We start from the raw sequence: 18162 nt of genomic DNA on the forward strand, positions 1-18162 counted from the left end.
GAGAACCCTTGAATCTCACCACCCGTACCCGGGGGCTGCGGTGCGCGATGACGCTCGCCGTGACCACCGCCGTCGTGCTCGCTCCCGTGAGCGCGCAGGCGACCACCGGCACCGCGGCGGGCTCAGGCACCGCCACGTCGTCGTTCACGTCCTCACCCAGCGCCGACGGCGCCGCACAGAAGCTCGACGACCGCTCCGACCCCGCGGCCGAAGAGCGCCGCGACCTCAACCAGCAGGGCGTGGAGAAGGTCATCTCCGGCGAGGCGAAGGTCGAGAGCCGCGGCGGCTCGAAGGCCGTCAAGGTCGCTCCCGGCCAGTGGGCGCAGTACGGCCTGCAGGACAGCGACCAGATCCTGTCCTTCCTCGTCGACTTCGGCGACAAGGTCGATCCCCGCTTCCCCGCCTCCACGCCGGGCCCCACGCACAACGCCATCAAGGAGCCGAACCGCGCGGTGGACAACTCCACCTACTGGTCCGACAGCTTCGACCGCGAGCACTACCTCGACATGTTCTTCGGCACGCAGGACGAATCGCTGAAGGGTGTCTACGAGGAGATGTCCAGCGGCCGCTACACGGTCGACGGCGACGTCAGCGACTGGGTGACCGTCCCCTACACCTCGGCCAGCTACGGCGAGACCGAGAGCCAGGCGGATATGACCCGCTTCGTGCAGGACACCGCGAACGCCTGGTACGACTCGCAGATCGCCGCCGGCAAGACCGCCGCGGAGATCGACGCGTACCTCGCGAGCTTCGACCAGTGGGATCGCTACGACTTCGACAAGGACGGCAACTTCGACGAGGCCGACGGCTACATCGATCACTTCCAGGCCATCCACGCCGGTGAGGGCGAGGAGGCCGGTGCGGCGTCGTCGGCCATCTGGTCGCACCGTTGGGCCGTCGGCCAGGCGGGACGCGGCACCGCCGGCCCCGCTGCCAACCCGTACGGCGGCATCAAGATCGGCAAGTCCAACGTCTGGATCCGCGACTACACCACGGAGCCCGAGAACGGCGGCCTCGGCGTCTTCGCGCACGAATACGGTCACGACCTCGGCCTGCCCGACCTGTACGACACGAGCGGCGGCGAGAACGGCACCGGCTTCTGGACCCTCATGAGCTCCGGTTCATGGCTCGGCCACGGCGACGGCTCCATCGGCACGACCCCCAACCACATGGGCGCCTGGGAGAAGCTGCAGCTCGGCTGGCTCGACTACGACGTCGCCACGGCGGGCGTGAAGTCGACCCACAAGATCGGCCCCTCGTTCCACGCCACGAAGGCCCCGCAGGCCGTCGTCGTGAACCTGCCGAAGGACGCCGCCGGCAAGAAACCGCTTCTACATCGCCGAGAACCGCGTGTACGCGGGCTATGACGCCACCCTCGCCACCGGCCCGTACAACTTCGGCTGGGGCATCAGCTCCCCCGATACGGTGGAGCACTACAAGTACCAGGACGGGCTGAGCATCACGTACTGGAACACCGCGCAGGCCAACAACAACACGCGCCAGCACCCGGGTGCCGGCCTGGCCCTGCCCGTGGACGCGCACCCGAAGGCCCTCACCTGGTCGGACGGCACCGTGCTCCGCAACCGCATGCAGAGCTTCGACGCCACCTTCGGCAAGGAGGCGACCGACGCGCTGAGCCTGCACCGTGAGACGCCGGCAGGCATGACGACGGCCATCGTGCCGTCGCGGCCGGGCGTCGCCGTCTTCGACGACACCAACCCCAACGCCTACTACGACGCCGCGAACCCGCAGGGCTCCGTCGTCGTCGCCGGGAGCGGGACGAAGATCGAAGTGGTGCAGTCCAACTCGACGGGCATGCTGACCCTGCAGGTCCGCTAGCCCTCGTCGACGCCGTCGACGCACAGTCGACGTCGTCGATACACAGAAGGAGCCGGGAGGTGACTCCCGGCTCCTTCTGTGTCCGGCTGCGCCCGCCGTCGTTCCCGGTTCTCGAGCGGCCCGGGCGCCGGATGCGGCGTGTCAGGACAGGACGCGCGGTCTCCGCCGTGAAAGCCGGGAGCGACGAGGGGGGCGTCGTCCTGACCGGCCGGGCGTCGCGGTGTGCTCAGGCGTGTTCGAGGACCGGGCGGAAGACGAAGAAGCGGTAGGCGACGTAGCGGAACACGTTGCCGAGCAGGACGCCGACGACGTTCCCGGAGATGTTGTTGGCCAGGGGGCTCGTGAGGCCGAGGACGTAGTGGGAGACGAAGAGGCAGGTCGCGGCGATGCCGAGGCCCACGAGATTCGTCAGGCCGAACAGGACGGCCTCCTCGCGCTTGGGGCGGCCGGCGAACTGGCGGAAGGTGACGTAGTGGCTGCCCAGCCAGGAGACCCCGGTGGCCAGGATCACGGAGGCGATCTTCGACGTGATCGGTCCGATGCCGAACCCCGAGGCGAGGACGTTGTAGACCGAGATGTCGACGATGAATGCGATCGTCCCCACGATCGTGAAGGAGCCGAGGCGCTGTAGCGCTCCGCTCATGGGCTTTCCTCCTCTGTCGATAACACCTCATTCTACTCCTTAGGTTGCCTAAGCAACTAATTTGGACCATGTCCCCGGGCCGTCGTCCAGGCTCGTCGCCCACCCGCGCCGGGCACCCCGCGCTGGCTAGCATGAGGGCCAACACCTGAGGAGGACGCCATGAACGAGACCATGCTCGCCGGACGGCTCAATGTCAGCACCGGATCCTTCGACGTCAGGGAGGTGCCCGTCCCCGTGCCCGGCCCGGGCTTCGTCCGCGTGAAGGTCCAGGCCGCCGGGGTCTGCCTCTCCGATGTCCACCTGATCGAGGGGCTGCTGAAGCCGATGCACCTCCGCGGGGACGAGGTCACCCTGGGCCACGAGGTCTCCGGCAGCGTCGACCTGCCGGGCGACGGCGTCGAGGGCTGGACGCCCGGCGACCGCGTGGTCCTGCAGGCGGGCTACGAGTACAAGGGCGTCACCCTCACCATGGGGGTCGACTACGACGGCGGCTGGGCCGAGTACGTCGTGGTGCCCGCCGGCGTGCTGGTCCGGCTGAGCGAGCACTTCTCCTACGAGCAGGCCGCCATCATCCCCGACGCCGTCTCCACCCCGTGGGCCTCCATCGTGTCCACGGGGCAGGTCCGGGCCGCCGAAGCGGTCGGCGTGTGGGGCGTCGGCGGGCTCGGCGCGCACGGCGTGCAACTGCTGCGCCTGGTGGGCGCGGCGCCGATCATCGCCGTCGACCCCCTGCCCGAGGCCCGCGAGAGGGCCCTCGCCTTCGGGGCCGACGTGGCTCTCGACCCGCGGGCGGACGACTTCGCGGCCGCCCTGGCCGCTGCGACCTCCGGGCGCGGGCTCGACGTCGCGTTCGACTTCGCGGGCGTCGACGCGGTACGCGCGCAGGCCCTCGCCGGTCTTGGACTCCGGGGCCGGCTCGTACTGGTGGGACTGAGCGGCAATCCCATCACCGTCTCGGACAGCACGGCCTTCTCGTACACCCGCAAGCAGGTCCGCGGGCACTACGGGTCCGAGGCCCACCACGTGCCGGAGCTCGTGGCCCTGACGGAGCTCGGGCGGCTCGATTTCGCGCGCTCGATCAGCGATACGCTGCCGCTGCGCGATGCCGCGGCCGCCGTCGAGCGGCTCGAGCGCAAGGAGGGCAACCCGATCCGGCTGGTGCTGGTGCCCTGACGGTCGAGCGGGCGGCGGTGCCCGCCGGTCAGTCCAGCATCGACCGATCGTCCAGCCGGTGGTAGGCGCGGTTGTGGTAGACGAGCGGCGTGGCGCCGTCGTGCCCGCTCTGCTCGATGGACAGGACTTCCGCGGCGAGGATCATCGACCCGCCGACCGGTAGCCGGTGCAGGATGCGGCAGCGCAGGGCCCATGGCGCGTCGACCAGCAGCGGCTCGCCCGAGGACAGCCGGCGCCAGGCGACGGCTCCGCCGAAACGGTCGGCCCCGCGGGCCGCGAACAGCTGGGCGATGCCGAGCTGATCGGCGCCCAGCAGGTGGACCACGAGGGTGTCCGCGGCGACGAGGGCCGCGGCCGACGAGGACGCCGTGGAGACGGAGAACGCGAGGACCGGCGGCTCGGCCGAGACCGAGGAGACCGACGACGCCGTGAGGCCGACCGGGCCGTCCGCTCCCTGGGCGGTGATGACGGCGATCCCTGCCGGGTGTGCGCGGAAGGCGTCCTTGAAGAGGTCGGCGGTGGGGAAGGCGTGGTCCGCGGGGGCAGTCATACCGTCAACGCTAGAACCTCAACAAAGGTTGAGGTCAAATCGCGGTCAGGGGTCGAGGAGGGTGGACGGGATGCCCCGCCGGCCGGCCGCGTCGTCCGGGTTGACGAAGCCGCACGTCGCCAGCGAGAGGCAGCCGCAGCCGATGCAGCCGCCCAGCCGGTCCCGGAGGTGTTCCAGCTGGGCGATGCGCTGCTCGATCTCCTGCTGCCACGCGGCGGACAGCCGCTGCCAGTCCTCCTGGTCCGGGACGCCGTCCTTCGGCAGCTCGGCGAAGGCCTTCGCGACCGTGGCGAGGGGGATGCCGGCCCGCTGCGCAGCGCGGATGACCGCGACGCGGCGGAGGATCGCGCGGTCGTACCGGCGTTGGTTGCCGCTGGTGCGACGGCTGTGGATGAGGCCCTGGCGTTCGTAGAAGTGCAGGGCGGAGACGCTCATGCCGCTGCGCGCGGCCAGCTGTCCCACGGACAGATCCTGGTCAGGGGGCACGGTGCGCATCGTCCAGGTCCGCCCAGAAACCGAGGAGCTGCTCTGCGACGCGTTCGGGCTGCTCGAGCGGGATCAGGGTCCTCGCCCGGGGAACGGTCACGGCGGTGGCGCGGGGTGTCCGCGCGGCAGCCCGGGCGGCCGCCTCCGGGGTCCAGTCGCCGCGGTCGTCGGAGGCCACGTAGAGGCACGGGACATCGATGGCACCGAGCTCCGCGGACACGTCGCGGCGGTCGAGGATGAAGGACCGGATCGCGGTGGTGAGGCTCCGGCGGGTGGGCCGTTCCAGGCTCTCCACCACGATGCGGCGGATGTCCTCGTCACGGGCCGATGCGTCCGTGAGCATCGCCCCGATGACGGCGCCGCGCACCGGCCCTCCGGGTCCGGCGAGGCGGAGCAGGGGGAGCAGCACGTTGATCTTCGCGCGGAGCGCAGCCGGGATCGGTTCGGCCGGCGCGCTGATCGCCACGAGGGAGCGGAGTACGCCGGGCTCGGCGGCCAGCTTGTAGCCGACATGGTCTCCGAAGGCGTTGCCCACCCAGTCCACGGGCTCCGTGACGCCCAGGCCGGCGAGCAGGTCCCGTGCCGCGTCCGCTGCGCCCGCGATGTCGGTGGACTGCGTGAGCGGGTCGCTGAGGCCGAGACCGGGGCCGTCGACCAGGACGTACCGCCGGCCGGTACCGAGGTGGGCGACGAGCGGATCCCAGGTGGTGCCGTCCACGAACATGGACGGCCACAGCACCGTGGTGCGTCCGTCGCCGATGGTGCGGACGTGCAGCGCGCCGAGGCGCGTCGCGATCCGCGTGACCTGCTGGGGTGCCGGGAGCTGTGCCATCGCCTGTCCGATCCTGGTCGGTCCTATTTGATGTTACTGTGTATCACATGAACAAGCGTCCGTACAGGATGACGGCACGTGCGGACGAGGCCCTGCGGACCGGGGACAGGATCATCGACGCGATGCTCCAGCGGTACGGAGCCCTGCCGTACGACCGGATCCGCCTCGAGGACGTCGCCGCCGACGCGCAAGTCACGGCGCAGACCGTCCTCCGTCGCTTCGGCAGCAAGGCCGGGCTGACCGTGGCCATGGCGGAACGCGAGCTGGGCCGCATCGCGGCGGCACGCGGGTCGGTCGCCGGTGCCGGCTGCGCCGCGACCATGGCGAGCCTCGCCGAGCACTACGAGAAGTACGGCGCCCTGATCCTGAAGATGTACTCAGAGGTCCGCGTGGTGCCGGGGCTCGCCGAGCTCGCCGTGCGCGGGCGGGAGTACCACGTCCGCTGGTGCGCCGACGCCTTCGACCTCGCGTCCGCCGGAGACGGCCCCACCCGGGAGCGCCGCCTGGCGCAGGTCGTCGCCGTCTGCGACGCCCGCACCTGGGCCATCCTGCGCCTCGAGTCGAAACTGTCCGCGGCGCAGACCGGGCTCGCCCTGCACGAGATGCTGGCGCCGCTCGTCACCGACGGCTGACGGACGCGGCCGGCGGCAGGGCGTCCCGCTACCGGCCGAGCAGCTCGCCGACGTACTGCTTCAGTGGCGTCGTCGGGCGGCCGATGATGCTCGACAGGGTGGTGTCGCCCCCTGCGAGGGCCCCCTCGGCGATGTTCGCGTCCAGGGCGGCGACGAAGCGCGCCGACGCGTCGTCGAGCCCCGCGGCCGTGAGCGCTGCGACATGTTCGTCGACGGAGACCGCGTTGACGGTGACGGGCGTCCCGGTGACCTCGGAGACCGTGGCGGCCAGTTCGTCGAAGGTCCAGGGCTCGTCGCCGCCGAGTTCGAGGATCTCGCCGGTGTACCCGTCGGACAGCAGGACGACGGCTGCGGCCTCGGCGTAGTCCCGCCGCGGTGCGCTCGCGATCCTCCCGGTGCCCGCGCCCGTCAGGACACTGCCCGTGGTGGCGGCCTGGCGGATCGCGTCGTCGTAGTTCTCGGTGTACCAGTTGTTGCGCAGCACCGTGTAGGTGAGGCCTAATCCCTCGAGCAGCCCCTCGGTGGCCTTGTGCTCGGGCGCGAGGACGAGCGACGTCGTCGTGGCCTTCGGCGCACTCGTGTAGACCAGGGACGCGCCGACCTTCCGGGCCGCGTCGATCACGGCCTTGTGCTGCACGGTCCGCCGGCCCGCCTCGCTGCCCGAGATGAGCAGGACCCGGTCCGCCCCTGCGAAGGCGGCGTCGAGCGTGGACGCGTCGGCGTAGTCCACCCGCGCCGTGCGGACCCCCTGCCCGGCGAGCCGGGCGAGCACGTCCTCGTTGCGGCCGCCCGCCACGATGGTCGATGGGTCCACGCCGCGCGCGAGCAATTGTTCGATGACGAGGCGGCCGAGCTGGCCGGTGGCTCCGGTGATGGCGATGGTCATGGCTGTCCTTCCGTTTCCGCACCCGGGTGGTACGTCTACCAGCGCCAACCGGCCACGGCCGAAAAGACTTCCCGGAGTGCCGCGTGGACAGCGCCCGCGGCCACGCGGTAGGACTGCAGGGACACGACAGCACCCACAGCGAAGGATCCTCCCCGTGCACCAGACCCCGTCCAGTCCGCAGCGCCCGCTGAAGGTGGGGGTGGTGGGGATCGGCTGGGCCGGCCGCCAGCACCTCGAGGCGTACGCCGCCAGCGCCGACGTCGAGATCATCGGGCTGGCCGGCATGGAGCCGGACCTCCTCGCCGAACTCCGTGACGAGTACGGCATCCCGCACGCCGTCGAGCGCTGGGAGGACCTGATCGCCCTCGACGGGCTGGACGCCGTCAGCGTCGCCGTCCCCACCTTCCTGCACGCACCCATCACGGTCGCTGCCCTGGAGCGCGGCCTCCACGTGCTCAGCGAGAAGCCCATCGCCCGGAACGGCGACGAGGGCCAGCGCATGGTCGACGCCGCCCGCCGTGCCGGGCGTGTCCTCGAGGTCGCCTTCAACCACCGCCGCCGGGGAGACATCACGGCCCTCAAGCGCGTGATCGACGACGGCGGGCTCGGCCGTCCCTACTACGCCAAGGCCTCCTGGCTGCGCCGCTCCGGCATCCCCTCCCTGGGCAGCTGGTTCACGAACCGGGAGATGGCCGGTGGAGGTCCGCTCGCGGACATCGGCGTGCACGTGATCGACTACGCGCTGCACCTCCTCGGCGAGCCTAAGGTCCTCTCCGTCTCGGCGTCGACCTACTCCGAGCTGGGACCGCAGGGCCGCGGCGGTGGCGGCGGCGGGTACAGCGCGCAGGCCATGGGCTCCGCGTTCGAGGTGGAGGACTTCGCGACGGCGTTCATCCGCCTCGAAGGGGGAGCCACACTGCTGGTCGAGGCGGGCTGGGCAGCCTACCGCGACGCGGACGACCTCCTGGACTTCCGCGTCTACGGGACGGACGGCGGGGCGGAGCTGACCCGGGTCGGCGGACCCGACGACGCCGTGGAGTCCCTGCGCGTCTTCAGCGAGGAGGGAGACCACGACCCGGAGGTCGGCCCGTCGCTCGGCCACCAGGGCGTCGTCGACGACTTCCTCGCCGCCATCCGCGCCGGACAGTCCGCCTGGGGTGGGCACGACGGTTCGCTCGCGCTCAGCCGTGCCCGCGTCATCGACGCCTGCTACGTCTCGGCAGCCCAGCAGCGGGAGGTGCAGCTCTGATGACGACCGCAACGAGCACCACGACCTTCGACGGCAAACCCACCATCGTCGTGTGGAACGAGGGCGTCCACGAGGCCCGCAACGAACCGGCCACGATCGGTGAGATGTACCCGCGGGGCATCCACGGGGCCATCGCGGAGTTCCTCGCCGGCTACTTCCCCGGATCGGACATCACCACGGCCACCCTCGCCGATCCGGAGCACGGGCTCACCGAGGAGCGCCTCGCGGGGACGGACGTGCTGCTGTGGTGGGGGCACATCGCGCACGGCGAGGTGGCCGACGACGTCGTGGAGCGGGTGCACCGCCACGTCCTCGGCGGCATGGGCCTCGTGGTGCTGCACTCGGGCCACTTCTCGAAGATCCTCACGCGCCTCCTCGGGACCACGTGCTCGCTGAAGTGGAGGAACGACGGCGAACGCGAGCTGGTCTGGACGGTCAAGCCGTCGCACCCGATCGCCGCGGGCACCGAGAGCCCGATCCTCATCCCCGAGCAGGAGATGTACGGGGAGCTGTTCGACATCCCCGAACCCGACGACCTGATCTTCATCAGCTCCTTCGAGGGCGGCGAGGTGTTCCGCTCCGGTGTCACGTTCTCGCGCGGCAAGGGCCGGATCTTCTACTTCAGCCCCGGCGACCAGGAGTACCCGGTCTACCACCACCCGCAGGTCCAGCGCGTCCTCGCGAATGCCACCGACTGGGTGGCGCAGCCCAGCGCCGAGCGGGCGCGCCGTGCAGCGCCGGGCGTGGAGAACCCGGCCCGGGACTGGTTCCTGGGCTGACCGCCCGGCCCGGCCGGCTCAGCCCGCCAGGCCGCCGACGAGCGCTGCGGCGCCCCGCGTTCGCAGGATCCCGAGCGCCTCGAGGTAGGCCTGCACGAACACGGGCTGCTCGGCGAGGTCGAGGAACAGGTCCTGCTGCCGGAGGAACGCGAGCGGCTCCGTCCGGCTCAGTGCGGCCGCCTCCATGACCTGCCCGCGCAACCGGTCGACGATCTCGATGGTCCCGCCCGCCTCGTCCGTCCCCTCCGCGTAGCGTGTCCAGCAAGCGATGATCGCGGCCCCGTAGCGGATGCTCCGGCCGGCAGCGAGGTTCTCCCGGATGATGGGCACGAGCCACTTCGGGATGCGGTCGGAGCTCTCGGCGCAGAGGCGCTGCACGGTGTCGCGGACGGCCGCGTTGGAGAAGCGGGAGATGAGCTGGTGCCGGTACGCGTCGATGTCCACGCCGGGCACGGGCCGGAGGGTGGGGGTGGCCTCCTGCTCCATGTAGTTCAGGAGGTACCGGGCGAAATCGGCGTCCTGGCAGACGTCGTGGACGAGCCGGTACCCGGCGAGGTAGCCGGGGTAGCAGAGCGCCTGGTGGCTGATGTTGAGCAGCCGGAGCTTCATGAGCTCGTACGGTTCGACGTCGTCCACGAGCTGCACGCCCGCGTCCTCCCAGGCGGGGCGTCCCTGGGCGAAATCGTCCTCGAGGACCCACTGCTCGAAGTCCTCGCACACCACGGGCCAGGCGTCGGCGATCCCGAGGTCTGCCGCGATCTGCTCGCGGTCCGCGTCCGTCGTCGCCGGGGTGATGCGGTCCACCATGGAGTTCGGGAACGTGACCTCGCGCCCGATCCACGCGGCGAGGTCCGGGTCGCGCCGCTGGGCGAAGGCGGCGAAGACGGACCGTGCGGTGTCGCCGTTGCCCTGGATGTTGTCGCAGGACATCACGGTCAGCCCCGGCAGGCCGCGGTCCCGGCGTCGGGCCAGCGCCTCGGTGACGAGGCCGAAGACGGTGGACGGCACCGCGCCCGGTGCGAGGTCGGCGCGCAGCGCCGGATGGTCCGGGTCCACCCCGCCGGTCACGGGGTCGATGCAGTAGCCGCCCTCGGTGATGGTCATCGACACGATCCGCACCGTCGGCGCGGCGATCGCCTCGATGACGGCCTCCGGGTCCTCCGGCGCGAGGAGATAACCGATGATCGACCCGATGACCCGGGCGTCCCGGGAACCGTCGGGCGCCTTGGACACCAGGGTGTACAGGCCGTCCTGGCTGTCCATCACGCTCTTCATCCGCGCGTCCGAGGGGAGCACCCCGACGCCGAGGATCGCCCACTCGCGGGCCTGCCCGCCGCTGAGCAGGCGGTCCAGGTACATGGCCTGGTGCGCGCGGTGGAACCCGCCGACACCGAAGTGGACGATGCCGGCGGTCAGGCCCGACCTGTCATAGGTGGGGACGGGCAGTGTGGAGCCGAAAGAGGCCATCGTCGAGTCCGAGAGCGGGGTGGCCGAGGCTGCGGGCTGGGTCATGGCGCCTTCGCGTAGTAGGGGACGGGCATCAGGTCAGGTGCCAGTCGGAGACGTCCAGGACGCGGTCGGCGCGGTCGCGGGTGGCTGCCACGAGCACCCCGTTGGGTTCGTCCACGCGGCGCACCCACTCCTCGGCGGCGGTCGGTGTCTTCCCGAACAGGATATGCCGGGCCACGAGCCGCCGGCGGCGCACCTCCGGGTCGACATCGACGAACCAGACCTCGTCGAGGAGGCCCCGTGCATCCCGCCAGCCGGGTTCGTCGAGCAGGAGGTAGTTGCCCTCCGTGACGAGGAGGGACGACGACGACGGGACCGGCAGGGCGTTGGCGAGCGGCTGTTCGAGGTCCCGTTCGAAGGCCGGCGCGTACACGGTGTGGTCCGGGTTCCTCCGCAGACGCTCCAGCAGGGCGGCATAGCCGTGGGCGTCGAACGTCTCGGGCGCGCCCTTCCGGTCGAGGAGCCCGAGACCCGACAGGGCCTGGTCGGCCAGGTGGAATCCGTCCATGGGCACCAGGGCATGGGCGCCCGGGTCCAGCGCGGCGACAGCGGCGGCGACGGTTGACTTCCCGGCTCCCGGGGCGCCGACGATCCCGAGCAGGGCCCGTCCGCCGTCGACGGGGCGGGGCAGGATCCCCTGCAGCTCGACGGCGTTGCGGACGGACAGGGTCTTCACGGCACTTCCTTCAGGGGTCGGGGAGCGGTGCTGCGCCGTTCCTCCCACCATCATGCCGCGCGGCCGGCCGGGATGACGGCATCCGTCCGGCGGCAGGATCGCCGGCGGGCGGGCCGGGATCCGCCCCCGGGCGCCCCGCGGGCACGGTGGGCTCCGACCGCTTGTACCCCGATCCGGGTGTCGTGGTGCGTGCACTGCATGCTGGCGGTCGAGCCGAGGCGAGGGCCACGATGGGAGGATGACCGCACCAGGAGGCCGCACGGGACACGTGGTACTGCTCGGGGACTCCATCCTCGACAACGGACGGTACGTGGACGGCGGGCCCGACGTCGTCGCGCAGGTCCGGGCCGCCCTGCCCGCGGGCTGGGCGGCCACCCTGCTCGCGGTCGACGGCGACGTCATCTCCGGCGTCGCACGTCAGCTGCGTGCCCTGCCGCCCGATGCCACACACCTGGTGGTCAGCGCCGGCGGCAACGACGCGCTCGGGTACCGCCACCTGCTGCAGCGCCCGGTGGGCGGCGTCGTGGAGGCACTGCTCGCCTTCGAGGCGCCCCGCACGGTGTTCGCGGAGGACTACGGCGCCATGCTCGACGCCGTCCTGGCCGCCGGCCTGCCCACGAGCGTCTGCACCATCTACGACACGCCGTCCTCCGAACCGGGAGCCGCGGTGATCCGCACGGCACTCACCTTCTTCAACGACTGCATCACCCGGGCGGCCTTCGCGCGCGGCGTGTCCGTCGTCGACCTGCGGCTGGTGTGCGACGACGACGGCGACTACGCGAACCCCATCGAGCCCTCCGTCCAGGGCGGGGCCAAGATCGCGGCCGCCATCGCCGCGTTCGCGCTGCCCGGTGCTGCCCGTCAGCGGCCGACCGTCATCGTCCGGTGAACCGGCGCCGGAGGATGGTCCCCAAAGCGTCCGGAGCGTCCGGAGCGGACCGGCCGGCCGCCGGGACGCTCAGCCCGCGGGACGCAGCGACGTGATCATCGCCCGGAGGTCCCGGTACTCCTCCGTCTCCATGTAGGCCTGGGGCGTGTCGGTGTGCGGCGGCTTCCCCGGGTAGACCAGGTGCGGGTCGTAGACACCGCCGAAGGCGGCACCCGACGGCGGCCAGGAGAAGAAGTGGGCGATGGGGCAGGCCGTCGGACCCGTCGGTTCGGGTGCCGACGTGATGCCGTAGGCGAGCGTGGAGGACGTCACCGGATCGGGAACCGCGGGGTCGGTGCGCCCCTCGAACACGAATCGCGGGGTGGCCGTGCCCTGGGTGAGGGCCGGGAGCGGCTCCGCGTCGAGCAGGGCGTAGGGGATCTCCGCGGGACAGACCGCTCCGGTGACGAGGTCCGTCCTGAGCGTCGCCAGATGCCGGCCCGTGGCATCCCCGACGACGACTGAGACACCGGCGGGCGGTGGCTCCGGGGCATCGGCGACGGTCCACCCGTCCGGATGGTCGAAGGAGAGCCCACCGTCCGCCGTCGTATAGGTCGCCCACCCGTCCGCCCGCGTCGTGGCATCGGACGGGGGCTCGGCGGCCGGGGTCGGCGGCGCCGTCGAGGCGGCCGGCACGGGCCGGGGGCCCCTGCGACACCGGGTCCCCGGGCGGGGTGCGGGGACCGGAACCGCAGGAAGCGAGGAGGACGGCGAGGCCCAGGGCCCCGGCTGGCACCAGCACGAGCGCGGTACGGCGACCCATGGCTACTCCTGTGTATCGTGGGCGGGTCGTTCCATGATGCGGCCTGCCCCGGCGTCGGAACAGGCCGGAGACACAACCGTGGCCCGGGCTGCCGGATCGTTGCGGTTCCGTGTGCACTCCGTGAGCGATCCGTGACGTCCCGGCCGGTCCCGGAGGCACTGGACCGGCCGGCTACCCGGTGCGAAGGTTGGTCCATGGTCAGCGAAGACGACGTCCGGTCCGCGTGCCTCGCCCTGCCCGGTGCGTCGGAGCGGCTGAGCTGGAACCGGCCGGCCTGGTTCGCCCGGACCCTCTTCGCGCGCATGTGGGACGACGCCGTCCTCACGGTCAAGACGGACGAGCGTGCCGCGCTGCTGGCCCTGCAGCCGGACGCCTTCCTCCTCCACCCCCACCACGAGCGGTACGACTCCCTGGTGCTCGTGCGCCTGGGCCGCCTCGACCACGGGCAGCTGGAGGAGCTGATCCAGGAGTCGTACCGGATCGCCGGGCAGGCGTCCTCCCGCCGGTGATCCCCCAGTTGGCGGAGGTCTGTGCGCTTCGTCACGCGGCGGGGCTGCAGCAGCCGGACGGGATCCCCGCCCGGGCGGGGATGCAGGTAGTCCCGGGGCCGGTTCGCGAGTACGCACGTACCCGAGCGCAGGTAGGCATGAGGAGGAAGTGACGCAGGTGGCCCTCTGAGGTCGGGGGACCCCTACTCGTGAAGCGCTCGCCGCCTGCTGGATACGTTGAACCAGGTGCTCGCCGCAGAGCCGGCGACGACGCACCCTCCCCCTTCGGGGACGCGAACGGACCGGTCCTGCCTCGTGCAGGCACGCAGCTACCGGACCGGCCTCCGCCGGTGTGGCCGCTGGAAGACCTCCTGTCCTCCTTCCGTCTCACACGAGGCCGATCCCGCCCTTCCGTCGGCGAGCGGCCCAGGGGAAACCATGACTTCTCTGCAGTCCCTCCTTCAGGACTCCTTCGCCCGGCGTCGCACGGTGGCGATCATCGTCGCGCTCGTCCTGACGGCCCTCGTCCCGCTCGCCGATTCCGTCCTCCCCGCCGGCTGGTCCTCCGTGCTGCTGGCCGCCGCGGTCCTCGTGGTGATGGTCGTGCTGCTGATGCTCGCGCGCCCCGTCATCTCCGGTGCCGGGCCCGAACCGGCCGACTCCGATCACGGCGACCGGCGCGGCGCCGGGCTCCTGCTGTACCTCTCGCCGGTCATCCTGCTGAACCTCGTGTACCCCCTCGTCAGCCCCGCGATGGCAGCGGTCGACGTCGGCGGCGTGCAGCTCACCCTCGTGGTGCTCGCATCCTCCATCACCGTCCCGTGGCTGGCGCAGGCCGCCTGCCTCCCGGCGTACCGCGCGATCGGGGACCTGATGGCGGAACGGGACATGGCCGCCATCACGCGCCGTTTCTGCGCCACCTGGCCGGCGATGTTCGTGCAGTCCCTGCCGCTCGTCGTCGTCTTCGCCGTGCCGCTCTGGCTCGCCACGCGCTGGTCCGTCCCGGCGCTCGCCACCTACGCCGCCCTCTGCGCCCTCCACCTGCTCTTCGTCCAGTCCCTCATCCTCGCCAACGTGGGGGAGCGACGCGGGCTCTGGGCCCTCGCCTGGGTGGCGTACGCCGTGGCGCTCTTCGCGGCGCCCACCCTCTGGTGGCTCCCGCCGCTGCTCGGGGCGTCCACGCAGATCGCCGCCATGGGCCGCGGACTGGCCGCGGTCACGCTCGTGCGGCGGCTCGGTGCCCGCGACTTCTCGACCGACCTCCTCCGCGGGCTCCTGCTCGGCGCCGTGCTCTGGGCCGACAAGTTCGTCCTGTTCCTCGTGACGGACGGGAACTTCCAGGTGGTGATCGTGTTCCTCGCGATGCTGCCCGCCGTCATCGCCTACAACTACTACTTCGTGAGCCTCGCCCCCCGGGTGGACCGGGCCGTCGCCATGCTCCACCGGACCATCGCCGAGGAGCCGCTCACCGTGCTCGCGGCGAGGTCCCGGCAGCTCAGCCGGACCGTGGACCGCGCGATCCTCAGCACGGGCGCCGTCGGCATGGTCCTCACCCTCGTCATCTCCCTGCTGCTCGGGGGGATCCAGCCCGTCAACGTGCTCCTGGCCGTCTCCGTGGGCGTCGCGTCGTGGGCCTTCATGATCCTCACGCTCCTCAGCTACGAACTGGACTACATCGGCGAGAAGGTCCTGCCGCAGGTCCTGGGGGGCATCCACCTGGCACTCTGCGCGGTCGCCTTCCTGCTGGTCGGCGTGACGCAGAACTCCATCGGCGCCCCGCTCGCCTACGGTGCACTGGTGGTGGCGGACCTCGTGCTCGTCGCCGTCGCCTGGGTCCTCTACAAGCGCCACTGGACCCAGCCCGAGTACACGCTGTTCTGGCGCCACGCCACCCTCCTGGTAGCCGCCCGCACATCCGCCCGACCCGCTCCCAGCGACAAGGAAGAACCATGTACGTGTTCAAGACCCCGAAAGCCCGTCGAGCCGCCCTCCAGCAGCCACCGGCCGCACTCCAGCCGGCCGAGGCCGTGGCGCAGGCCCACTACGCGGACGTCGACGTGGCCATCGTCATGGAGTCCACCTACCCGTATCTCAAGGGCGGCGTCTCGGCGGTGGTGCACGACATCGTGACCCACAACCCGGACCTCACCTACGGCATCATCCACATCACGTGGGACGCCTCCTCACCCCACGAGGACCTGTACGGCATGCCCGAGAACGTGGCCTGGGTGCGGCCCGTCTACCTGAGCATGCAGGAACACCGGCACGACTTCATGGCCGTCTCCTCCCGGGACCTCGGCATGAGCCCGGCGGAGCGCTCGGCGCTCGCGGACCGCGTGTTCGACGCGCTGTACGCGCTGTCCGAGCAGCAGGAGGTGGAGCCCCTCTGGCAGCTGATCGACGAGGGCTTCACCCAGAGCACCCGCACTTATCCGCTCTGGGCCCTGCTGGGGTCGAAGGAGTTCATGGAGGCGCTCTCCGTGCGCATGCCCCAGCTCGACCTGTCCCTCGCGGACTCGTTCTGGCTGCTGCGGAACTTCCTCTCGCTCGCCTACGCCATCCTCGGCGAGACCATGCCGAAGGCCCGCGTCTACCACGCCCACACCACGGGCTACGCGTCACTCCTGGGGGCTGCGGCGGCCCGGGACCACGGCACGTCGTTCCTGCTCACCGAGCACAACCTGTACGTGCGCGACACCGTGAACACGCTGCTGGACCGCAACATGGCGCTCTCCATCACCTCGGAGGACTACCGGACGTTCGATGTCACCGCCGAGCAGAGGGCATGGATGGCGTGGTGGACCGAGATGGGCCACTTCTGCTATCCCAGCGCCAGCCTGATCACCTACCTGTACCCGACGGCGATCACCGAGGCCGCGCGCCTCGGGTCCGACGTGCAGAAGTCCGTCGTCGTGCCCAACGCCATGGTCATCGAGGAGTTCGAGCAGAAGTACCGGGCCCGGCTCGCCGCCCGGCAGCACCTCGCCGAGGACGCGGCGACGCATGTCTGGAGGCTCGTCTACATCGCGCGCGTGGTCCCCATCAAGGGACTGCTCGATCTCCTCTCGAGCATGGACATCATGCGCCGCGGCGGTTTCCCCAACCTCCACCTGGACGTCCTCGGTCCCACCGAGCACGTACCGGAGTACTACGAGGCGTGCCTCGCGAAGATCGAGAGCCTGGGCCTGCAGGACCACGTCACGATCCACGGGACCGTCAACGTCCGCGACATGCTGGACCGGTTCGACGTGCTCGTCCTGCCGAGCTACAACGAGGGGCAGCCGATCGTGGTGCTCGAGGCCATGGCGGCGGGCATCCCGACGGTCGGCACGGATGTGGGCGGCATGCGCCAGCTGGTCGGCGAGCAGCTGCAGACCCTGGACGGGCGCTCCGTCGGCGCGTGCGGGGAGCTCGTGGTCGCCGGTGACGTGCAGCAGATGGCGGACAGCATCCGCCTGGTGATCGGCAACCCGGACCTGTACGACGAGTACGCGGACAACGCCCGCGTCCGTGTCCACGAGTTCTTCCAGATGAAGGAGGTCATGTCCTCCTACAACCAGATCTACCGGAACGTCGGGGACATCGGCACGTTCCGCAACCTCACGATCGCGGAACTCGGGGACCTGGTCCAGGCGGAGGCATGACAGGCGTCGGCGCCTGGATCCGGTACGGCGACCCCCTGCTGCCGGACCAGCTCGCGTTCGCGGCCCGGCACTACCGGGTGGCGATCCTCCAGCCCTGGGAGGTCGACGCCGCCGAGGAGCTGAAACGGCTCCGCCCGGACATGACGGTGCTCTGCTACAAGTGCCTGTCCTCCACGCGGAGCTACGAGCCGGGGCCCATCTTCACCTCCGGCGTCTCCTCCCTGGAGGCAGAAGCGGAAGAGGACGGTGCCTGGTTCGCCACGCGCCTCGACGGCACCCGCATCGAGTGGGAGCGCTACCCGGGCCACTGGCAGATGCAGGTGTGGAACCCCGGCTACCGGCGCCGCTGGGTGGACAACGTCGTCGGGGAGCTGCGCGACTCGCCGTTCGACGGCGTCATGGCCGACAACGACGTCTTCGACGACTACTACGGCCTGCGCCTGCCCGTTCCCGGTGCCGCCGATCCCGCCGGCCTCCGGCAGGCTCTCGGCGACCTCGTGCACGCCGCGGGCACGGCCCTGAACGCTGCCGGGAAGATCCTCGTCCCCAACATCGCCGAGGCACGCCGGGAACCCGGCCGCTGGACCGCGCACGCCGCTTTCGGTGGCGGCTTCGAGGAGGTCTGGCTCGGGTACGACCCGGTGCACCTGTTCGATCCGGTCACGGCCGAAGCGCAGCTGCCGCAGGCCGCCGGGCCCGGGCTCTCCATCCTCCGCGTGCCGACCGACGGCAACGACAGGCATCCCAACTTCACCTACGGCCTGTCGGCGTTCTGGATCTTCGGGGAGGGGCGGGGCGCCTACTCGGCGACGGCCCACGACGACTACAGCCGCACCCAGTACGCGCCCGAGCTCGACTGGCAGCTCGGCGCCCCGCGGACCGCTCCGCAGGGCGGGAACCACGCCTGGTGGCGGGAGTTCGAGGGCGGTTTCGCCGCGGTGAACTTCAACCGGGACGGCAGGCGACGCCGCAGGGTGCCGGTCCCGGCCGGCCTCGTCGATGGCGAGGGCCGGCCCGCGCCGTCGTCGGTGGTCCTGCAGCCACAGCGCGGCGTCCTGTTCCGCCGCCCCGACGCGTGACCGCTG

At 71.3% G+C, this 18162-nt stretch carries 19 protein-coding genes; 11 read left to right on the forward strand and 8 right to left on the reverse strand.

Features of this window, described 5'->3' with window-relative positions:
• Window positions 1-8 precede the first annotated feature (8 nt).
• Both QFZ50_RS16845 and QFZ50_RS16850 read left to right on the forward strand, forming a co-directional pair.
• Window positions 9-1367 (forward strand): immune inhibitor A domain-containing protein, encoded by a 1359-nt coding sequence (locus QFZ50_RS16845; protein WP_307086103.1) that lies wholly within the window; start codon window positions 9-11, stop codon window positions 1365-1367.
• Window positions 1351-1839: an immune inhibitor A domain-containing protein gene (locus QFZ50_RS16850; RefSeq protein WP_307086104.1), complete on the forward strand. Its 489-nt coding sequence runs from the start codon at window positions 1351-1353 to the stop codon at window positions 1837-1839. Before QFZ50_RS16845 ends, QFZ50_RS16850 begins: the two co-directional genes overlap by 17 nt.
• 226 nt (window positions 1840-2065) lie before the next feature.
• Here the strand turns inward: QFZ50_RS16850 and QFZ50_RS16855 are convergent, their stop codons facing one another.
• Window positions 2066-2482, reverse strand: coding sequence for a GtrA family protein (locus QFZ50_RS16855; RefSeq protein WP_307086105.1), 417 nt, complete (start codon window positions 2480-2482; stop codon window positions 2066-2068).
• Between the two features lie 159 nt (window positions 2483-2641).
• Between QFZ50_RS16855 and QFZ50_RS16860 the strand changes: the two genes are divergently transcribed.
• Complete coding sequence (locus QFZ50_RS16860; protein ID WP_307086107.1) at window positions 2642-3655, forward strand: zinc-binding dehydrogenase; 1014 nt, start codon at window positions 2642-2644, stop codon at window positions 3653-3655.
• 28 nt (window positions 3656-3683) lie between these two features.
• On the opposite strand, the gene QFZ50_RS16865 is transcribed toward QFZ50_RS16860, so the two are convergent.
• The 3 genes from QFZ50_RS16865 to QFZ50_RS16875 are packed head-to-tail and all read right to left on the reverse strand — an operon-like array spanning window position 3684 to window position 5523.
• Window positions 3684-4205, reverse strand: a complete 522-nt coding sequence (locus QFZ50_RS16865) for a flavin reductase family protein (protein ID WP_307086108.1) — start codon at window positions 4203-4205, stop codon at window positions 3684-3686.
• Window positions 4206-4250: 45 nt separating this feature from the next.
• On the reverse strand, window positions 4251-4700 hold the full coding sequence (soxR, locus tag QFZ50_RS16870; protein ID WP_307086110.1) for a redox-sensitive transcriptional activator SoxR: 450 nt from the start codon (window positions 4698-4700) through the stop codon (window positions 4251-4253).
• Window positions 4681-5523, reverse strand: a complete 843-nt coding sequence (locus QFZ50_RS16875) for an alpha/beta fold hydrolase (protein WP_307086112.1) — start codon at window positions 5521-5523, stop codon at window positions 4681-4683. The genes soxR and QFZ50_RS16875 overlap by 20 nt, the downstream gene beginning before the upstream one ends.
• A 47-nt stretch (window positions 5524-5570) precedes the next feature.
• On the opposite strand from QFZ50_RS16875, the gene QFZ50_RS16880 reads away from it, so the two are divergent.
• Window positions 5571-6155, forward strand: a complete 585-nt coding sequence (locus QFZ50_RS16880; RefSeq protein WP_307086114.1) for a TetR/AcrR family transcriptional regulator — start codon at window positions 5571-5573, stop codon at window positions 6153-6155.
• 28 nt (window positions 6156-6183) lie between these two features.
• On the opposite strand, the gene QFZ50_RS16885 is transcribed toward QFZ50_RS16880, so the two are convergent.
• Window positions 6184-7041, reverse strand: coding sequence for an SDR family oxidoreductase (locus QFZ50_RS16885; RefSeq protein ID WP_307086116.1), 858 nt, complete (start codon window positions 7039-7041; stop codon window positions 6184-6186).
• A 154-nt stretch (window positions 7042-7195) separates the two neighbouring features.
• On the opposite strand from QFZ50_RS16885, the gene QFZ50_RS16890 reads away from it, so the two are divergent.
• On the forward strand, window positions 7196-8290 hold the full coding sequence (locus QFZ50_RS16890; protein WP_307086118.1) for a Gfo/Idh/MocA family protein: 1095 nt from the start codon (window positions 7196-7198) through the stop codon (window positions 8288-8290).
• A complete protein-coding gene (locus QFZ50_RS16895) occupies window positions 8290-9069 on the forward strand; it encodes a ThuA domain-containing protein (protein ID WP_307086120.1) in 780 nt (259 codons plus the stop codon). The genes QFZ50_RS16890 and QFZ50_RS16895 overlap by 1 nt, the downstream gene beginning before the upstream one ends.
• An 18-nt stretch (window positions 9070-9087) precedes the next feature.
• Here the strand turns inward: QFZ50_RS16895 and QFZ50_RS16900 are convergent, their stop codons facing one another.
• Together QFZ50_RS16900 and QFZ50_RS16905 are read right to left on the reverse strand one after the other, a co-directional pair.
• The gene (locus QFZ50_RS16900; RefSeq protein ID WP_307086122.1) at window positions 9088-10581 is read right to left on the reverse strand and encodes a mannitol dehydrogenase family protein; all 1494 of its coding nucleotides are present in this window, start codon (window positions 10579-10581) and stop codon (window positions 9088-9090) included.
• A 28-nt stretch (window positions 10582-10609) separates the two neighbouring features.
• A complete protein-coding gene (locus QFZ50_RS16905; RefSeq protein ID WP_307086124.1) occupies window positions 10610-11254 on the reverse strand; it encodes a nucleoside/nucleotide kinase family protein in 645 nt (214 codons plus the stop codon).
• Between the two features lie 238 nt (window positions 11255-11492).
• On the opposite strand from QFZ50_RS16905, the gene QFZ50_RS16910 reads away from it, so the two are divergent.
• A complete protein-coding gene (locus tag QFZ50_RS16910; RefSeq protein ID WP_307086126.1) occupies window positions 11493-12143 on the forward strand; it encodes an SGNH/GDSL hydrolase family protein in 651 nt (216 codons plus the stop codon).
• A gap of 69 nt (window positions 12144-12212) precedes the next feature.
• Here QFZ50_RS16910 and QFZ50_RS16915 read toward each other — a convergent pair whose 3' ends face one another.
• Window positions 12213-12818, reverse strand: a complete 606-nt coding sequence (locus QFZ50_RS16915) for a hypothetical protein (protein WP_307086128.1) — start codon at window positions 12816-12818, stop codon at window positions 12213-12215.
• A gap of 321 nt (window positions 12819-13139) precedes the next feature.
• Here QFZ50_RS16915 and QFZ50_RS16920 point away from each other — a divergent pair, with 321 nt between their 5' ends.
• The 4 genes from QFZ50_RS16920 to QFZ50_RS16935 all read left to right on the forward strand — a co-directional run bounded on the left by QFZ50_RS16920 (window position 13140) and on the right by QFZ50_RS16935 (window position 18156).
• Complete coding sequence (locus QFZ50_RS16920; RefSeq protein WP_307086131.1) at window positions 13140-13454, forward strand: MmcQ/YjbR family DNA-binding protein; 315 nt, start codon at window positions 13140-13142, stop codon at window positions 13452-13454.
• Between the two features lie 417 nt (window positions 13455-13871).
• Window positions 13872-15563 carry a hypothetical protein gene (locus tag QFZ50_RS16925; protein WP_307086133.1) on the forward strand — a complete coding sequence of 564 codons (1692 nt, stop codon included), beginning with the start codon at window positions 13872-13874 and terminating at the stop codon, window positions 15561-15563.
• On the forward strand, window positions 15503-17077 hold the full coding sequence (pelF, locus tag QFZ50_RS16930; RefSeq protein ID WP_307086873.1) for a GT4 family glycosyltransferase PelF: 1575 nt from the start codon (window positions 15503-15505) through the stop codon (window positions 17075-17077). Before QFZ50_RS16925 ends, pelF begins: the two co-directional genes overlap by 61 nt.
• On the forward strand, window positions 17074-18156 hold the full coding sequence (locus QFZ50_RS16935; RefSeq protein ID WP_307086135.1) for a putative glycoside hydrolase: 1083 nt from the start codon (window positions 17074-17076) through the stop codon (window positions 18154-18156). Before pelF ends, QFZ50_RS16935 begins: the two co-directional genes overlap by 4 nt.
• Window positions 18157-18162 lie beyond the last annotated feature (6 nt).

It is taken from the genome of Arthrobacter agilis (assembly GCF_030816075.1).
GTDB classification, from domain to species: Bacteria; Actinomycetota; Actinomycetes; order Actinomycetales; family Micrococcaceae; genus Arthrobacter_D; species Arthrobacter_D agilis_E.